We start from the raw sequence: 15493 nt of genomic DNA, 5'->3' as shown, positions 1-15493 counted from the left end.
CATGACCGACTCCCTGGCGCGGGCCATCGCCGCGCACGACAACGACCACACCACCGTCACCGACGCGTTCCAGGCGCGCACCGGACTCGACTGGCACGCGCCCACCCCCGCCCACCTCGGGGCCGGTGTCCGCCTGAGCGTGGTCATCCCGGCCCACAACAACAGTTACAGTCTGCTGCCGGTCCTCGACGCGCTCGCCGAGCAGGCCACCGCGGCCGACGTGGAAGTGATCGTCGTCGACGACGCGTCCAGTGACGACACCCCGCAGATCATCAAGGCACATCCCGTCGTGGACCACGCCGTCCGGCTGACCGTGCAGTCCGGTGCCGGGGCGGCACGCAACGTCGGCGCCTATCTCGCCACCGCGGACACGCTGGTCACCGTGGACGCGGACATGGTCCTGGCCGACCACGTCCTCGCCGACATCGCTGTCCGGGCCCGTCCCGACGCCGTCCTGGTCGGGTTCCGGCACAACCTCACCTACCGGGTCGGTGACGACCACCGCCCGGTCGTCCCCGCCGGAGAACCTGATCTGCAGGCCGACCACCGGGTCCGGTGGCAGGCACCAGCAGGCGTACCGATGTTCTACTCCGGCCAGGTCTACGACGCCGCGTTCGTCGCGCACCCCCTCGATGACACCCGCGACTTCATCGACCTCGGGCACGGCCGGACCTACTACGACTGGGACCTGCCCCGGATGGTCGTCACCGCGCTCACTGCGCTGCCCCGCGCGGCGTTCCAGGACGTCGGTGGCATGCATCCCGCCCTCGACGCGCGGGCGTGGGGCTGCGACGACACCCATCTGGGAGCCGCTCTCATCGCCCACGGCTGCAAGGTCATACCGCTGCGTCAGGCCCGAGGCTGGCACATCGACCCACCCGACGCTGACGCCGTATGGAAGATCAAGCTCGCGGGTCTGCCGGCCCGCATCGCCCTCTTCCGCCAACTGCTGGCCCAACCGTCACCCGGCGGCGCCGCGGCGGACCTGACCCGCCGCGTCGAGGCCCTGCTCCGAGAGGCGGTCACGCTGACATGAGACGCATCTTCGCCGCCCACGCTCACCTCGTCCACGACCCCGCCACAGGAGCGACCTACCACGCACCCGAGCCGCAACTCACCGGACGCCTCCTGCTGGACGACACCATCGCCGCGTCATGGCCCGTCGTGCCGCCCGCCGACCTCGACCGCCGCACACCGGCAAGTGTGTGCTGGTCACCGATCGTGCGCTGCAACCTGCACTGCCCACAGTGCCTCGATGACACCACCGTGCCCGAGCTGCCCACTGCGCAACGCCACCGCGTCGCCGGTGTCCTTGCCGAGGCCGACGTGCTCGGCGTCGACATCTCCGGCGGCGAGCCGCTGCTGATCCGCGACCTGACCGGCCTCGCGTCGATCATCCGCGCCAGCGGACGCACCGCGGTCTCGATCACCACCAACGGTTGGCACCTCGCCCGTCGCGCGAGCGAGCTGGCCGGGTGCGTCGACGCCATCCGGGTCAGTCTCGATGGTCCCGAGCCGGCACGGCACGACGCCATCCGAGGCGCCGGCAGCTTCGCCCGAGCCACCGCGGGTATCCGGGCCGCGGTCGCCGAAGGCACACCGGTACAGATCCAGACGGTTCTCATGCGCCGCACCGCCAGCGACCTACAGGAGATCCTCGACCTGGCCCACCTGCTCGGCGCCGGTGGGTTCACCGCCCTGCAGATGCTCCCCATCGGGGCCGGAGCCGCCCTCGCCGGGGAACTGCTCAGCGACCACGAGGCCGGTGCCGTAGTCGGTGCCCTGCAGGCGCCGGCCGGGCTGCGGGTCAGACTCCGCACGCGCGACGCCGCTGGCGGCTTCACCGTCATCCGCGCGGACGGCCGGGTATGGCGTAACACGGCCGGCGCACTGAGCATCGGCGGCCACCACCCATTGCGCGACGCCCGCGACCTGATCCTCACCGACAGGGACGGCAGCGCATGAGCGAGGAGCCAGGTTGCGGCCCTCGCAATGAAATGCCGGGAAGACGCCGCGGGAGCGAGACCACCGCAAGCTATTCGAGGCGGCTCCGCCGCCAGCGGGTACTCGCCGTCACCGTGCCGGCCTACGAGCAAGCGGTCCGCCTCCTGGCCGTCGCCTCCGTGCGGTTCGGGACGATCAGTGCCGTCATCGGCATCGCCAACGGCGGACTGACCCCGGCCAGCGGCATCGCCGGTGCCCTCGATCTACCCAGCTACCGCATCACCGCCAAGCACAACCCGACCGACGCCATCTACACCGAGGCCACCGGACACGTCACCGTCAACGTGGACACCCTGGCCGCTGACCTCAACGAGCGGAAGCTCGCCGGCACGGTCCTGCTCGTCGACGACATCTGCGGCAGCGGCGCCACCTTCACCGCCGTCCTGCCCACAATCGGTCCACACCGTCAGCCCGACACGCTGATCCGCACCGTGGCGCTGTGCCGCAACGCCGGCACCAGCCTCGACCCCGACCTGTGGGTATGGACCGTGGACGACTGGGTCCAGTTCCCCTGGGAGCCACCACCACACCCCGGCGTCGCGATCGAAGAGCTGCCGATGCCGACGGTGGTCGAACCGGCATGACCACCGTCGCGTTCGTTCTGGTGTCCTGGCGACCCGACGTCCCCGCCGGCATGGAACGTGCCGTCGCCGCACACGCCGCCGGTCTCACCGCAGCCGGGCACCACGCCGTCATCATCACCGCCGATCACACCGCGCCGTCGAACTACCGGGACGCGACCGTGGCCACCCTGACCGCACTCGACGGCACCTTCCCCTGCGATGACACGACCCTCCGCACCGGCATCCACACCGCCACCGACGAACTGCGCAGACAGCTCGTTACTGTCTTCGCCCGCGAGCGGGTCGACGTCGCCGTCTACGTGGACGCGTTGTGGGGACTGGGTGCCGTCATGCCCGCCTACCCGAACACCCGGAACGTGCTCGCGGCCCACGTCGTGGGGCACGACACCGACCTACACGCCGCGCTGGCCCGTCAACCGGAGGCAGTCATCGCCCCGTCCGCCACCGTCCTGGCCCAAGCCGCCCGCCGGGGCTACGACACCAGCACCTGGAAGATCGTCCCCAACGCGCTGCTCACCGAGCCCGAACCCCCGCCACCACACACTCGCGACCAGCTGCGCCAGCACGGCCCCATCCGGGTCCTGGCCCGGCTCGGACCGGAGAAGGGGATCGCCGAACTCCTCACCCCCCGCACCCAGCCCGACCGGCCGATCGAGGTGGTCCTCGCTCACGCCCCGTTCGAGATCATCCCCGGCAACCAGGAGCACTTGCTCCGCCGGTGCCAGGCGTTGATCGCCGACAAGGCCGCAGTCACCATCCAGCAGGGCAAGACCTGGGACGAGGTCCCGACCTGGCTCGGCGGCGCAAGCCTGGTCATCGTGCCCTCCCGCGCCGAGACATTCGGCCTCGTCGCGCTGGAGGCCATGGCCGCCGGAACCCCCGTCGTGGCCCACGACATCGGGAACCTGCCCACCCTGATCGGCGACGCCGGCGTCCTCGTCCCGCACCAACACGGCCCCGACGGGCTGTGGCGTGCCTCCCGGGAACTGCTGGCCGACGCGGTAACCTACCGGCGAACGTCACGGGCCGCGTACTACCGCTCGCGGGACTATTGGCCCGCCCTTGTCGCTAACCAACTGCTAAAGGTGGTGAGCTGATGGGCGGAACAGTCCTGCCCTCCGTACGCGAAACACCCCCGCTCCTGCTCGTGGACGGCCACAACCTGCTCTGGGGCGCCACATTCGGTTTCCCCGCCGAAATCCGCTCCCGCGACAAGACCCGACTGCTCACCGGCCTGTTCGGGTTCTTCGCGCTCCTGCGGGTCGCCATCCGCGAAGACCTGCCCGAGCCGCCAGAAGTCATCGTCGTCTTCGACGGCCAGTACGGCGGCACCGAACGCAAAGCGGTCGACCCGGCCTACAAGGCTCAACGCCCGACCGACGACGCCTCGCTCGCCCCGATCCAGTTCCTACCCGACGTCAAACGCGGCCTCGACCACTGCGGCATCGCCTGGACCGAGATCGACCACGCCGAAGCCGACGACGTCATCGCCGCCCTCGTCCATGCCACCCTGCCACCGCGGCCGATCCTGCTCATGTCCCGAGACCGCGACTACTACCAACTCGTCACCGACCGGGTCAGCGTCCTCAACACCAAGATGCGCCCGGGACATCGCCACATCGGACCCGCCCAGGTCTTCGAGCGCCACCAGGTCACGCCCGTGCAGTGGGCCGACTTCCGTGCCCTCACCGGAGACCCCGCCGACAACATCCCCGGCATCCGAGGAGTGGGTGCCGTCACCGCCGCCGCCCTGCTCGCCGGCGGCCTCACCCTCGATGACCTGGCAGCGTCAGGCAGGCTGGACGCCGGGCGAGGCCGGACCGTCAGAGAACAGTTCGACCTCGCGGTCAAATGGCGCGACATGATCCGCCTCAACCACGACATGGCCGTGCCCCTGAGCCCCGCCGGCCAAGTCAGCCCGCTGCTCCCAACGCCCGCTGACATCGTCGAAGCGCTCGACCTTTGGTGATCCTGTCGACCTTGCCAACCCTGCTGACTGTCATGGCCCACCCAGACGACGCCGAACTCTGGGCCGGCGGCACCATCGCCAGACACGTCCACGCCGGCGGAACAGCCACGATCGCCGTCCCCAAGCACGACCCCGCCCGAATTGCCGAAGCAGAGGCCGGCGCACACATCCTCGGCGCCAGCCTGTATCTACTCGACGTGCTCTCGCCCGCCACCGTCGGGCAGCTGCTCACGGACCTCCGAGCGGAGGTCGTCATCACCCACTCCACCAACGACATCCACCCCGAGCACCGACGCTGCGCCGAACACCTTCTCGAGGCGCTCCCCGACGTCGTCGTCGCCACCGGGAACCCCAGCCGCATCTACCACTGCGATGGCTACAACAACCTCGACCAGCACGGTGAACCCCTGAAACTTCCCACCATCATCGACGTCACCGATCACTGGTCGACGAAGATCGGCGCGCTGCGGGCCCACACGTCACAACCGATCCTCAATCACTTCGGGCCAATGGCCGATGCGTTGTCCCGGCTACACGGAATGAGGATCGGAACCCCACGAGCTGAAGCGTTCCGCCCGCTACCCGTACTCGGCCGCGTGCCAACAGCGGCATCCCTCTGACAACCCTCCCGGTCGATGCCCTGGCAGATCGAGCACCATTGCCGGGCCCAATCCTGCGGCGGCCCCGGCCTCCCCTCTGCCCTACCAGGGGAGACCGGGGCCCCCGCGCGGAGCCGACTGGACTAGCCGATCAGATCATGGAACTCGCGCTTGTCCATGCCGTCCAGGAAGGCGGCCCACTCGCTCTCGGTGAAGCGGAGCGTCGGCCCGTGCGGGTCCTGACTGTGGCGAACCTCGACGGCGCCGTCGTGCCCGCGCACTTCGACGCAGTCACCCTGGCCGCCGCTCCTCCGGGCCGTGCGCCACTCAGTGTTGTTGATCATTCGTACTCCCTTATTGGAACGGACTGCTCGTACAGCCGTGCGTAAGCCATCCGGTACGTCTCCAGCTCCGGTCGCTTCTCCCGGTAGAGCGCCCCCGTGTCCAGCTCGAGGTAGACGATGTCGGGGTCTTCCTCGTCGTTGAAACTGAGGATTGTGAACGGCGAGAGCGCCGGCCGGGGACCCGCTCGCCACGGGACCACGCCAACATAGATCCCGTCTTGTTCGGCCAGCGACCGGAGGTGGTCGACCTGTTGTCGCATCACCTCCCCCGATCCCACCTCCACCGTTAGAGCGGCAGCACTGAGGATCGCAGTCACCGTGACGAGGCCCTCGGCGGTCCGCTTCAGCATGGCCGACTGCCGTTCCATCCGGACCCGCACCCGATGCGCAACCGTGTCCGCGTCCGCCTGTGGATCCATCTGCGGGATGACGGCGCGGGCGTAGCCCTCGGTTTGGAACAGTCCGGCCACGAGTTCGGTGGTCCAGATCTCGACCCCGTGGCTGGTGCGCTCCAAGCCGAGATACAGGCCGAACCAGTCCGGTACGACGCTGCTGTCCTCCCAGAGGCCCTTGCCCTTCGTCTCCTGAGCGAGGGCAACCAGGGCTTCGGTGACGTCTCCCGTGACTCGGTACGTGCGACAGAGGGTGAGCACCGTCCCCGTCTTGACCGCGGCCTGGCCTCGTTCGATGCGCCGGAGAGTGGGAACCGAGATGTCCGCATCCACCACGGCGTCTTCCTGGGTGAGCCCCGCCTGCACCCGCAGGCGGGCAAGGCGGCGCCCCAGTTCGCGCCTCGCGAGGCTCGGTTCCTCAGCCATGCGGCTGAATGTAGCCGTCAAGGCCTGACAGGTCACCATGAGAGGAGAAGATCTTTCACCGATCAAATTGATTCGTTGCAGTTTCACGCCCAGTCTCGGAAGCATGTACGCAGCAGGACCGGCGTGAGGCGCAGTGCCCTATACGTCCCACGCCGGTCCCGCCTCGACAGGGCGACGCGCGCCGGCTCGCGGGTCGACGGGGATCACACGCGCGCGTCCGGGCCGGCAGGGCACCCCAGTCCGGCCTCGCCGCAGATCAGAACCACCAGACCATGAAGAGGGCAGCGCGGTGACCACCACGATTGACGCCGGATGGCTTCCGGACCTCCAGCAACCGACCATCACGACACAGCCCTGGACCGGGGACCTGACGTGGCGAGTCGTGCACCCGGTCCGGTCGGACGACGCCTGGCACAGCGCGGACGCCTGGTTCAACCCCCCAGCCACCGCCATCGCCGTCGTCGTCGGCCTCGGCACGGTCGAGACCTGGATCAATGGGCAACTCGGCGGCCTGGTCGAGCGGTACGAGCTGCGGACCTGGCTCGCCCACGGGACGGGCGCGCTGACCGCGGGCAACGGCGTCCTGTGGACGTCGCGCCCGATGGGCCTGGCCATCGTGGTCGCGGACTGCTCGCCATGGCCGGTGCCCTCCGAGATCGCTACACACCTGGCCAGCCACCTGTGACTCGATTGCCCGTACTGGCCGAACCCCAGAGCGCTCCCGTCGTACCGGCGCGTCGACGTAGGTACGACGGGAGCATCCAACCTGTCCGCCCGGCACTCAGAGGGAAGGACTGACCCAGTGCCCCCCCACGGCCGACGACGTCCGTTCGGCACTCGCCAACTACAAGAGCGCCATCGTCAACGCAGCCAGCGAGGACGACCAGACGCTGACGGTGTACCTGCTGTTCCAGCACAACGCGGACGAGGTCATGGACGTCCTGCGCAACGTCCTCCAGGTGCAGGCGAAGTTCTCTGATCAGACGAAGTCGATCATCCATGTCCGCCTCAGCGAATCGGAAGGCTCCAGCGATGATGCAGACAGGGAGCAGTGACGGCAGTCGCGGTGTCACGATCCCCGGGCAGCGACGCGCCAGGGGTGTGACCGTGCCCTCGCCGGAGGCGGACGTCGAGGCGTCCGTCGAGATGAGGGACGCGGTCACCGGCACGCCGGTCCGGGCCGTCTTCACGTACGCCATGAGCGACCCGCACGCCGTGTGGATCTTCTTCGATGTCGGCGCCGGCGCCGCCCTGCTCCCCTGGGTGATCGGCCGCGACCTCCTTCACAGTGGCCTGTACGACTACCGCGGCTCCACGAGCCTGGCGGGGGACGACGGGGACGTCTCCGTCGAGGCCGAGCACGGCAGCAACCTGGTCTACATCAACCTCCGCTCACCGGACGGCGCCGTCGCCCTGGAGGCCGACAGGCCCGTGATCGCTGGCTTCATGCGGGAGACGGCACGGCGGGTTCCGATCGGCACCGAGGCCGGCATCGCCGTCGGTCTGGTCGAGGAGGCCGTCGAACGGATCCTGGCGAGATAGCAACGACTCGCGGGCGGGCCCTCCAGAACAAGATGGGGCCTGCCCGCGACCGGAGGGTCACGCGGCCCGCGGAGACGGCGAGGAAGATCCGACCGCACCTATAGTGCGGTGACCACCAACGTTCACCGGCTACGCGTGCCGTCGCATCCCGCCTGGCGGCGTTGTCGTCGTCGCCCGTACAACACCGGTACGGGCTCCTCCTCCGCCTTGCCAGCCGGGCGCGACGACCCGCTCGCCACGGCGAACGTTGGTGGTCACCGCACTAGCGATTTGACTTCACAGGGTGACTGATCGATCACAGCGTCGTGATGAGGTTGAACTCACCATGGCTACTCGAGATAGACCACCTTCACGGAATTGATTTCTCGCGTGGGGGTGAGCGTGCTCGACAGAGGCTCGCGTTCGCTGGCAGCGGTTGCGCTCGGTGTCATTGCCGCTGCGTCGTTCTTCGCACTGGGCGCCTGCTCGACGGGCGCCGATGAGCGGGAGGGCCGGTCGTCGACGACGACCTCCGCCGCACCAGGTGTGTCGTCATCGCCCAGCGCGTCGGTTTCCGCCGAGGACGCGGCACGTCGGGAGGCCGTTGCGGCCTACCGGGGTATGTGGGCGGACATGGCTGCGGCGGGTGAGTCGGCGGATCACAAGTCACCCCTACTTGCCCGCCACGCGACCGGGGCCGCTCTGACCCAGATCGTGCAGAGTCTGTACACCCAGGCACAGAAGGGGCAGGTCAGCCGCGGACAGCCGGTTCTTCATCCGCGCGCAGGCGAAGTTGACCTCTCGACCACGCCGGCGAAGGTCCTTGTGGAGGACTGCGCCGACAGCAGCGGTTGGCTGCTCTACACCCGGGATGGAAAGAAGGTCAACGACGCGCCGGGCGGCAGACGGAGCATCTCCGCTGACGTCCGTGGAACCGGGACGACATGGCGCGTCGTGGACTTCCGCGTTCGGGGGGTCGGGTCATGCTGATCCGCCTGCTGCCGGTGGCGCTCCTGGCCGGCGCGCTCGTGATCGCTCCAGCCTCCGCAGCCCTGGCTGATGACCCGTGGATCTACACGGACTGCGAGGACGGGCAGAGTCCGACGTGTACGACGTCGGCGGGCACGAGTAAGCAGAAGCCGGGAAAGAGTGGGCGTGCACGCGAGGGGTCGGCTCGTCCGGCGGGTGGTCCGCGCGTATGCAAAGACATGGCGGGCACGGTGCTGTCCTGCTCGAATCCGGACTTCGGTGAATGGGAGGACAGCAGCAGTTGCTATCTGCGCCCGGCCTCCCCGGCGGAGGCCCAGGTTGCACCTTTCGAGGAGGCCGGTGAAGGGCCGGGCGGCTGGTTCCAGGCGACGTGCTTCGGGTACCAGGGGACTGGCGGCGCCTTGGTGTGGCGGCCGACCGCGGAGGGCACTGGGGCGCCGGCGCCCCCTCCGCCGGTGGTGATCGCGCGGCGGGCGGTGGACATGCTCGAGTTGACGTCACCGGTGATTGGGGCCAGTCCATCACCGGAGGCTGAGCAGTTGGTGCAGTTGCCGACGTGGTTGTGGGTGCAGCCGGGCTCCTGGGCGCCGCAGTCGGCGACGGCTTCGGTTCCTGGCGTGTCGGTGACAGCGACCGCGACGCCGACAAAGGTGACGTGGTCGATGGGAGACGGCAACTCGGTGGTGTGCCGCGGGCCGGGTACGCCGTTCTCGGCCGGTGGTGATCCGCGGGCGGAGTCACCGACCTGCGGACACACGTACCGGCAGTCGTCAGCGGGCCAGCCGGACTCGGCCTTCGCGGTGACGGCCACGATGTCATGGTCGATCACGTGGGCCGGCGGTGGGCAGGAGGGCGGCCTGCCCGCGCTCGAAACGACGAGCGAGACGGCGTTTCGCGTGGCCGAGTCCCAGGCTCTCGTCGGAACCGGGGCCGGATCCGGCTGAGCTGGTCCGGTCGGCGTGCAGTTGACCTCCCTTCTCCTTCCTGACACCCCCGTCCGCCCTGACACCCCCGTCCGCCACCGATGACTGCCTGACCACTCGTCCTTCTGCGTTGGAGTCGCTTCGTGGATACCTCCTTGCCAGATTCACCTCGTGCCCCGGCCGACGCGACGAACGCCCGGCCTACACCTGGCGCACCTGGCTCACTGGCCTCGCCACGGTCTCGGGCCCCTGGCTCAACGCCTGGGGCCGGGCCTGGGTCGCACCCGACGAGAAGAGGGCCGGGCCAGGCACTGCCGCTGGGCCGTGGCGGCTCGGTGTCCGCGCCGTTGGCGGCACCGCGCCTGGCGGCAGTCGGCCGGCGCCGCAAGCTGCCGCACTTGTTGCTGGGCGTGTTGCTGGTCGTGGCGTGTGGCGCGGTGTCGTACTTGGGTTCGGCACGGGCCTCAGGGCGGGTTCCGGTCTTGGCGGTGGCCAGGGACGTGGCGGCCGGTCAGGTGTTGACCGCGGCCGATGTACGGGTCGTGCGTGTCGCGGCCGGGACGGACGTTGCCACGATCCCGGCGGGCGACGCCCAGGCCGTGGTGGGCGCCACCGTGGCGATGCCCCGGCCGGCCGGGGCGTTGCTGTCCCCTGCGGATGTGGGCGCGCCGGGGTTCCCGCCAGAGGGCAAGGCGGTCGCCGCGGTGGCGTTGAAGGCAGGGCAGTTCCCGCCGGACCTGACCGCGGGCACCAAGGTGGCTGCGCTGATCCCTCCCAGTGAGCAACCCGCCGCCACTCGCTCGGGCAAGGCCGGCGGATCCGGGACCTCCACCGGGGCAGCGGCTGGTGCGCGGTCCGCGTGGCTGCCGGGCGTCGTGATGGCGGTCGGGGCGGACTCTTCGGGCACCGGTGTGACGGTCGTGTCGCTGCTGATGGACCAGAACGCCGCGTCCGCCGTCGGTGCGGCCGGCGCCGCAAGCGCGAACGGTGCCGGGAACGGCGCGGTCAGCCTGGTGCTGCTGCCGCCTGGTACCGACGTTGAGGGTGGGTGAGCGCGGTGATGGTCGTACTTGCGTCGGCGAAGGGCTCGCCTGGGGTGACCACCACCGCGGTGGCGTTGGCCGCCACCGCACCGGCCGGGCACCGGCAGGCCGTGCTGGAGCTTGACCCGTCGGGTGGCGATCTGGGGCCGGCCTTCGGATTGGCCGCCGAGCCCGGATTGGTCAGCCTCGCCTCGGCCGCACGTCGCGATCACCGGCCCGGGCTGGTGTGGGAGCACTTGCAGCGGCTACGGGGCGGCCTGGCGGTGGTGGCAGCTCCCGCGGGCGCGGAGCAGGCGGCGACCGCCGTCGACGTCCTCCTGGCCTCGCCCGCGCTGCGGACCCTGCACCATCCCGGACAGGGCCACCCCCGAGCAGGCAACGAGGAGGCCGAGCGGGCGGACGAACACGTGGCCGCGCAGGTGCGAGAGGGCGGGCTGTGGGTGGATGCCGGCCGTCTGCCACCTCACTTGATCCGAGGGGCGGGCATCACCCGGCTGCTTGGTCAGGCGGACATCGTGCTGCTGGTGGTGCGCAACGACTCGGCGGGCATCGCGCACGCCGCCGCGCGCCTGGCGTCGGTGAGCTCCGCCGTCGGCGAGGGGTCGGCCGGCTCCGCGGCGGGTGTGTTGAGGCTGCTGCTGGTGGGGTCCGGTGGGTACCCCGCCGCAGAGGTCGCGCAGGCATTGGGGACACCGGTCGCCGGGACGCTGCCGTGGGATCCGCGTGCGGCTGCCGTCCTCGCGGGCCGCCCGGCCCGCCGGGTCAGGAACCTCGGACGGCTGCCGTTACTGCGGGCAGCTGCCGTCATCGTTGCCCGGCTCACCGCGGAACCCCGTTACGCCCCAGCCACCGCGCTCGGCCATCGCCGAAGCCCAGGCCCACACCCAAGGCACGAGCCGTCCGCCGGCCCATCGCCCTCGACATCTGAATCCATACCTGACACGGCGTCCGGTTCGGTGCTGGGCGCATCGGCCGATGCGCCGGTTGCAGCCGTGGTGAGGGAGGAGGCGCGGCCGTGAGCATAGATCCCGGCGACTTCGGCAGCGGTCTGGGCAGCGCTCTCGACCCTGCCGGGCGATCACGATACGACGCCGTCGGCGTCACCGGCCACGGCGCTGCCGAGGCTCTGCTCGGCTCGGGCGCGAAGGCCCTGCCCGACAGTGGTGGCGCCGCCGATGGGCTGCCGGGTGAGCGTGAGCTGGTGGCGCGGGTGCGCAGGCAGGTCGCCGACCGGCTGACCGCACACGTCCCCCAGGCCTCGGATGGCCGGGCGGCCGGCGAGCTGGGTGGCGCGCAGGACGGCGTCCTGGGTGACGCGGAGGGCCGGGACGCGGGGTGGGCATTGATCGGTGAGGTGTTGGACGAGCACGCGCGTGAGGCGATGCGCACCGGCGGGGGCGTGCTGGATCCGGATGTCGAGGCGCGGGTGGCCCGCCGGGTGTTCGACGAGCTGTTCGGGCTGGGCGGGTTCAGCCCGCTGTTGGCGGACCAGTCGATCGAGAACATCGACGCCAACGGCTGCGACGTGGTGTGGGTCCGCTACGCAGATGGCAGCCGGGCCCAGGTCGGGCCGGTCGCGGACTCCGACGCCGAGCTGGTTGAACTGATCCGGATTCTCGCTGCGCGCAGCGGCGCGGAGGAACGCCGGTTCGACCGGGGCGTCCCTGTGCTGAGTGTGCCGCTGCCGGACGGGTCTCGCCTGTTCGCGGTGATGGCGGTCTCGCGGCGCCCTTCGGTGTCGATCCGGCGGCACCGCCACCCGACCACCACCTTGGAGCAGCTACGCCACCTGGGCATGATCGACGCCGGGTTGCAGGACTTCTTCAACGCGGCGGTCCTGGCCCGCAAGAACATCCTCGTGGCCGGCGGCACGAACCTCGGCAAGACGACGCTGCTGCGCGGGCTCGCCTCGGCGATCCCGCCCCACGAGCGCTTGATCACCATCGAGGACGCCTACGAACTCGGCCTGGACCGCGACCATGCCGCACATCCCAACGTCGTCCCGATGCAGGCGCGGGAACCGAACATCGAAGGGCAAGGCGAAGTCACCCAGTCCGACCTGGTGCGGTATGCGCTGCGGATGTCGCCGGACCGGGTCATCGTCGGCGAGATCCGCGGCCCCGAGGTGATCCCGATGTGCAACGCGATGAGCCAAGGCAACGACGGATCGATGGGAACAATCCATGCCTCGGACTCCCGCGGGGTCTTCGCCAGGTTGGCCGCGTACGCGATCCAGGCACCCGAACGGTTGCCGCTGGAGGCCACGAACATCCTGATCGCCAACGCCGTCGACCTGATCGTCCACCTTGCCTGGTCTGACGGTGTCCGCGTGGTCTCCTCGGTCCGGGAGGTGGTGGACGCCGACGGCTCGATGGTCGTGTCCAACGAGGTCTTCCGCCCTGACGCCACGGGCCGCGCCGTCCCCGGCGTCGCGCTACGCCCGCGCACCTTGGACGACCTCGTCGACGCCGGCTACGACCACACCCTCCTGCAACGCCCCGAGGGCTGGTGGACGTCATGACGGCCATCCTGCTTGCCATCCCCGCCAGGACCGTCATGGCCCCTGAGCCCACCGTCCTGGCCGCCATGCACGTCGCGGCAGACATCCCGGCGGGTGGCATTGCCGGTGGAGTTCCTGGCGGGCCGGTGGTGGCGGTGGCGTGCGGGGTCGGCTTCGCTGTGGGCCTGCTGCTGATCGCCTCCTGGGTGCTCGGCCCCCAGGCCGACGACACCGACAACACCGACGGCGTCGACGACGCCGACCACCGCGACCACCGTGCAGTCCGGTCCTGGCCGGGCGCGGGCGCGGGTGCGGGTGCGGGCGCGGGTGCGGGCAACGGGGTCGAGGACGGTCGGTCCGGGGCTGGTTTGCGGCTGGCTGGCGCGCTCGGTGCAGCGGTGGCCGTAGGCGCGTTCACGCGATGGCCAGTCGCCGCCTTGCTGGCCGGCGTGGGGGTGTGGGCGCTGCCGCAGCTGCTGGCCGGTGACCCAGGCACCAAGGCCCGGGTGACGCGAGTGGAGGCCATCGCCTCGTGGACCGAGATGTTGCGTGACACTCTGGCGGCTGCCGCCGGACTGGAACAGGCCATCGCGGCAACCGCGGCGACGGCGCCCGCGGCCATCCGCCCGCAAGTGCAGGCCCTGCAACAGCGGATCGAGAGCGGCGAACGCCTTACGGTCGCGTTGCGGGCCTTCGCCGACGACTTGGACGACCCAGCCGCGGACCTCGTCGTGGCCGCACTGGTGCTGGCCTCCCAGCACCGGGCGCGGCAGCTCGGGGACCTGTTGGCGAGCCTGGCGACCGCGTCCAGGGAACAGGTCACGATGCGCCTTCGGGTGGCTTCTGGCCGGGCCCGGACCCGGACCTCGGTCCGCCTGATCATCGGGGTCACGCTGACCATGGCCGGCGGGATGGTCCTGCTCAACCGCTCCTACCTGCAGCCGTACAACACCCTGCCCGGCCAGCTCGCGCTGACTGGCATCGGGCTGCTGTTCGCGACCGCACTGGCCTGGCTGGGGCGGATCGCCACCATCGCCGAACCCGCTCGCGTCCTGACCGGCCTGAACACCCTCACCGCCCGCAGTCCCGCAGTCACCCCCGACGGTTCGGCTGGCGGCTCAGGCGGCGGCTCAGGTGTCGGCTCAGCCGCTGATTTCCGTGTCGTGGGCGGCAATGAGCGTCCCGGCGGCAACCGCGGCGAGGTTCCGACGCGAGCAGTGGCGCCCCCGTACAGACCCGGGCCGCCGGAGGGGTGGGCTCGGTGATGAACACCTTCCTGCCGGTGCTGTTCGGCGTCGGGGTCGGGGCCGGCCTGTGGCTGATCGTGGCCGGGCTGGCGCCGCCGAAGCCCACGCTGGTCCAAGTGCTGACCGCCGCCCTGACCCCGCCGCCCGCTCGAGGACCAGCGATCGTGACTCGCGCGGAACAGGGCTGGGTCAGCCGAACCGGCAGACCCGCCGTCGCCGTCCTCGCCGGATTCGGTCTGCCGAGACGCTCGGTGCACAAAGACCTGGCCGTGCTCGGCCGGCCGATCGAGCAGCACCTGGCCGAGCAGGCCACCATGGCACTGGCCGGGCTGCTCATGCCATGGCTGGTGACCGCCGTGATGGCCGTTGGCGGCGTGCAGATCCCCGCGACGATCCCGTTGTGGGCCGCGCTCGGTCTGGCGGTCTTGGGGTTCTTCACCCCGGACCTCGGCGTGCGTTCCGACGCCAACAAGCGCCGGGCCGACTTCCGCCACGCCCTCTCCGCGTTCCTTGACCTGGTGGTGATCTCCCTCGCCGGCGGGTCCGGCGTGGAAGGCGCCCTGCAGGACTCCGCCAGCGTGGGAACCGGGTGGGCATTCACCCAGATCCGCCGCGCCCTGGCCTCGGCGCGGCTGGCCCGCGTGCCGCCGTGGCAGCTGTTGGCCCGCCTGGGTGAGGAACTCGACGTCCCCGAACTCGTCGAACTCGCCGCCAGCGTGTCTTTGGCCGGCAGCGAGGGCGCGAAGGTCCGCTCCTCCCTGGCGGCCAAGGCCGCCGCCCTGCGCGGGCACCAGCTCACCGATGCCGAAGCCGAGGCCCAGACCGCTACCGAGCGCATGAGTATCCCCGTCGTCCTGCTGTTCGGCGGCTTCCTCGTCTTCATCGCCTACCCCGCCGTCACATCAGTGTTCACCGCCCTCTAATCCCAACCCGATGCACGACCCTCACGAT

At 70.5% G+C, this 15493-nt stretch carries 18 protein-coding genes; 16 read left to right on the top strand and 2 right to left on the bottom strand.

All coding sequences use genetic code 11. The features are described from left to right. The first annotated feature begins 1 nt into the window (after position 1). From AC08OU_RS00135 to AC08OU_RS00110, 6 genes are read left to right on the top strand one after another with little or no spacing between them, the layout of a single operon-like run. Positions 2-1036, top strand: coding sequence for a glycosyltransferase family 2 protein (locus AC08OU_RS00135; RefSeq protein ID WP_476604004.1), 1035 nt, complete (start codon positions 2-4; stop codon positions 1034-1036). Then, positions 1033-1965 (top strand): radical SAM protein, encoded by a 933-nt coding sequence (locus AC08OU_RS00130; RefSeq protein WP_476604003.1) that lies wholly within the window; start codon positions 1033-1035, stop codon positions 1963-1965. Before AC08OU_RS00135 ends, AC08OU_RS00130 begins: the two co-directional genes overlap by 4 nt. Then, positions 1962-2588, top strand: a complete 627-nt coding sequence (locus AC08OU_RS00125; protein ID WP_476604002.1) for a phosphoribosyltransferase — start codon at positions 1962-1964, stop codon at positions 2586-2588. Before AC08OU_RS00130 ends, AC08OU_RS00125 begins: the two co-directional genes overlap by 4 nt. Then, a complete protein-coding gene (locus tag AC08OU_RS00120; protein WP_476604001.1) occupies positions 2585-3685 on the top strand; it encodes a glycosyltransferase family 4 protein in 1101 nt (366 codons plus the stop codon). The genes AC08OU_RS00125 and AC08OU_RS00120 overlap by 4 nt, the downstream gene beginning before the upstream one ends. Further along, on the top strand, positions 3685-4557 hold the full coding sequence (locus tag AC08OU_RS00115; protein WP_476604000.1) for a 5'-3' exonuclease: 873 nt from the start codon (positions 3685-3687) through the stop codon (positions 4555-4557). The genes AC08OU_RS00120 and AC08OU_RS00115 overlap by 1 nt, the downstream gene beginning before the upstream one ends. 32 nt (positions 4558-4589) lie before the next feature. Further along, positions 4590-5177 (top strand): PIG-L deacetylase family protein, encoded by a 588-nt coding sequence (locus AC08OU_RS00110; RefSeq protein ID WP_476603999.1) that lies wholly within the window; start codon positions 4590-4592, stop codon positions 5175-5177. A gap of 122 nt (positions 5178-5299) precedes the next feature. On the opposite strand, the gene AC08OU_RS00105 is transcribed toward AC08OU_RS00110, so the two are convergent. Both AC08OU_RS00105 and AC08OU_RS00100 read right to left on the bottom strand, forming a co-directional pair. Further along, entirely contained in the window at positions 5300-5500 is a 201-nt protein-coding gene (locus tag AC08OU_RS00105; RefSeq protein WP_476603998.1) for a DUF397 domain-containing protein, read from the bottom strand. Then, a complete protein-coding gene (locus tag AC08OU_RS00100; RefSeq protein ID WP_476603997.1) occupies positions 5497-6318 on the bottom strand; it encodes a helix-turn-helix domain-containing protein in 822 nt (273 codons plus the stop codon). The genes AC08OU_RS00105 and AC08OU_RS00100 overlap by 4 nt, the downstream gene beginning before the upstream one ends. Positions 6319-6607: 289 nt before the next feature. On the opposite strand from AC08OU_RS00100, the gene AC08OU_RS00095 reads away from it, so the two are divergent. The 10 genes from AC08OU_RS00095 to AC08OU_RS00050 all read left to right on the top strand — a co-directional run bounded on the left by AC08OU_RS00095 (position 6608) and on the right by AC08OU_RS00050 (position 15465). Then, on the top strand, positions 6608-7003 hold the full coding sequence (locus tag AC08OU_RS00095; RefSeq protein WP_476603996.1) for a hypothetical protein: 396 nt from the start codon (positions 6608-6610) through the stop codon (positions 7001-7003). 211 nt (positions 7004-7214) lie between these two features. After that, positions 7215-7373: a hypothetical protein gene (locus tag AC08OU_RS00090; RefSeq protein WP_476603995.1), complete on the top strand. Its 159-nt coding sequence runs from the start codon at positions 7215-7217 to the stop codon at positions 7371-7373. Next, a complete protein-coding gene (locus AC08OU_RS00085) occupies positions 7351-7860 on the top strand; it encodes an SsgA family sporulation/cell division regulator (RefSeq protein ID WP_476603994.1) in 510 nt (169 codons plus the stop codon). Before AC08OU_RS00090 ends, AC08OU_RS00085 begins: the two co-directional genes overlap by 23 nt. A gap of 381 nt (positions 7861-8241) precedes the next feature. Next, on the top strand, positions 8242-8829 hold the full coding sequence (locus tag AC08OU_RS00080) for a hypothetical protein (RefSeq protein ID WP_476603993.1): 588 nt from the start codon (positions 8242-8244) through the stop codon (positions 8827-8829). Beyond that, entirely contained in the window at positions 8823-9773 is a 951-nt protein-coding gene (locus AC08OU_RS00075; protein WP_476603992.1) for a hypothetical protein, read from the top strand. Before AC08OU_RS00080 ends, AC08OU_RS00075 begins: the two co-directional genes overlap by 7 nt. Positions 9774-10087: 314 nt before the next feature. Next, entirely contained in the window at positions 10088-10804 is a 717-nt protein-coding gene (locus AC08OU_RS00070) for an SAF domain-containing protein (protein ID WP_476603991.1), read from the top strand. 5 nt (positions 10805-10809) lie between these two features. Beyond that, a complete protein-coding gene (locus AC08OU_RS00065) occupies positions 10810-11814 on the top strand; it encodes a CpaE/TadZ family protein (protein WP_476603990.1) in 1005 nt (334 codons plus the stop codon). Further along, positions 11811-13316, top strand: a complete 1506-nt coding sequence (locus AC08OU_RS00060) for a CpaF family protein (RefSeq protein ID WP_476603989.1) — start codon at positions 11811-11813, stop codon at positions 13314-13316. The genes AC08OU_RS00065 and AC08OU_RS00060 overlap by 4 nt, the downstream gene beginning before the upstream one ends. Continuing rightward, positions 13313-14560 (top strand): type II secretion system F family protein, encoded by a 1248-nt coding sequence (locus AC08OU_RS00055; RefSeq protein ID WP_476603988.1) that lies wholly within the window; start codon positions 13313-13315, stop codon positions 14558-14560. Before AC08OU_RS00060 ends, AC08OU_RS00055 begins: the two co-directional genes overlap by 4 nt. Next, positions 14560-15465 carry a type II secretion system F family protein gene (locus AC08OU_RS00050; RefSeq protein ID WP_476604071.1) on the top strand — a complete coding sequence of 302 codons (906 nt, stop codon included), beginning with the start codon at positions 14560-14562 and terminating at the stop codon, positions 15463-15465. Before AC08OU_RS00055 ends, AC08OU_RS00050 begins: the two co-directional genes overlap by 1 nt. Positions 15466-15493 lie beyond the last annotated feature (28 nt).

Source organism: Frankia sp. CcMO1, from assembly GCF_977945845.1.
Note: the sequence above shows the minus strand (reverse complement) of the source record. Positions and strands in the feature narration are given on the sequence as shown.

Coding starts and splice junctions, on each gene's coding strand:
- AC08OU_RS00135 (WP_476604004.1), top strand. CDS start 2: ATGACCGACTCCCTGGCGCGGGCCATCGCCGCGCACGACAACGACCAC.
- AC08OU_RS00130 (WP_476604003.1), top strand. CDS start 1,033: ATGAGACGCATCTTCGCCGCCCACGCTCACCTCGTCCACGACCCCGCC.
- AC08OU_RS00125 (WP_476604002.1), top strand. CDS start 1,962: ATGAGCGAGGAGCCAGGTTGCGGCCCTCGCAATGAAATGCCGGGAAGA.
- AC08OU_RS00120 (WP_476604001.1), top strand. CDS start 2,585: ATGACCACCGTCGCGTTCGTTCTGGTGTCCTGGCGACCCGACGTCCCC.
- AC08OU_RS00115 (WP_476604000.1), top strand. CDS start 3,685: ATGGGCGGAACAGTCCTGCCCTCCGTACGCGAAACACCCCCGCTCCTG.
- AC08OU_RS00110 (WP_476603999.1), top strand. CDS start 4,590: ATGGCCCACCCAGACGACGCCGAACTCTGGGCCGGCGGCACCATCGCC.
- AC08OU_RS00105 (WP_476603998.1), bottom strand. CDS start 5,500: ATGATCAACAACACTGAGTGGCGCACGGCCCGGAGGAGCGGCGGCCAG.
- AC08OU_RS00100 (WP_476603997.1), bottom strand. CDS start 6,318: ATGGCTGAGGAACCGAGCCTCGCGAGGCGCGAACTGGGGCGCCGCCTT.
- AC08OU_RS00085 (WP_476603994.1), top strand. CDS start 7,351: ATGATGCAGACAGGGAGCAGTGACGGCAGTCGCGGTGTCACGATCCCC.
- AC08OU_RS00075 (WP_476603992.1), top strand. CDS start 8,823: ATGCTGATCCGCCTGCTGCCGGTGGCGCTCCTGGCCGGCGCGCTCGTG.
- AC08OU_RS00055 (WP_476603988.1), top strand. CDS start 13,313: ATGACGGCCATCCTGCTTGCCATCCCCGCCAGGACCGTCATGGCCCCT.
- AC08OU_RS00050 (WP_476604071.1), top strand. CDS start 14,560: ATGAACACCTTCCTGCCGGTGCTGTTCGGCGTCGGGGTCGGGGCCGGC.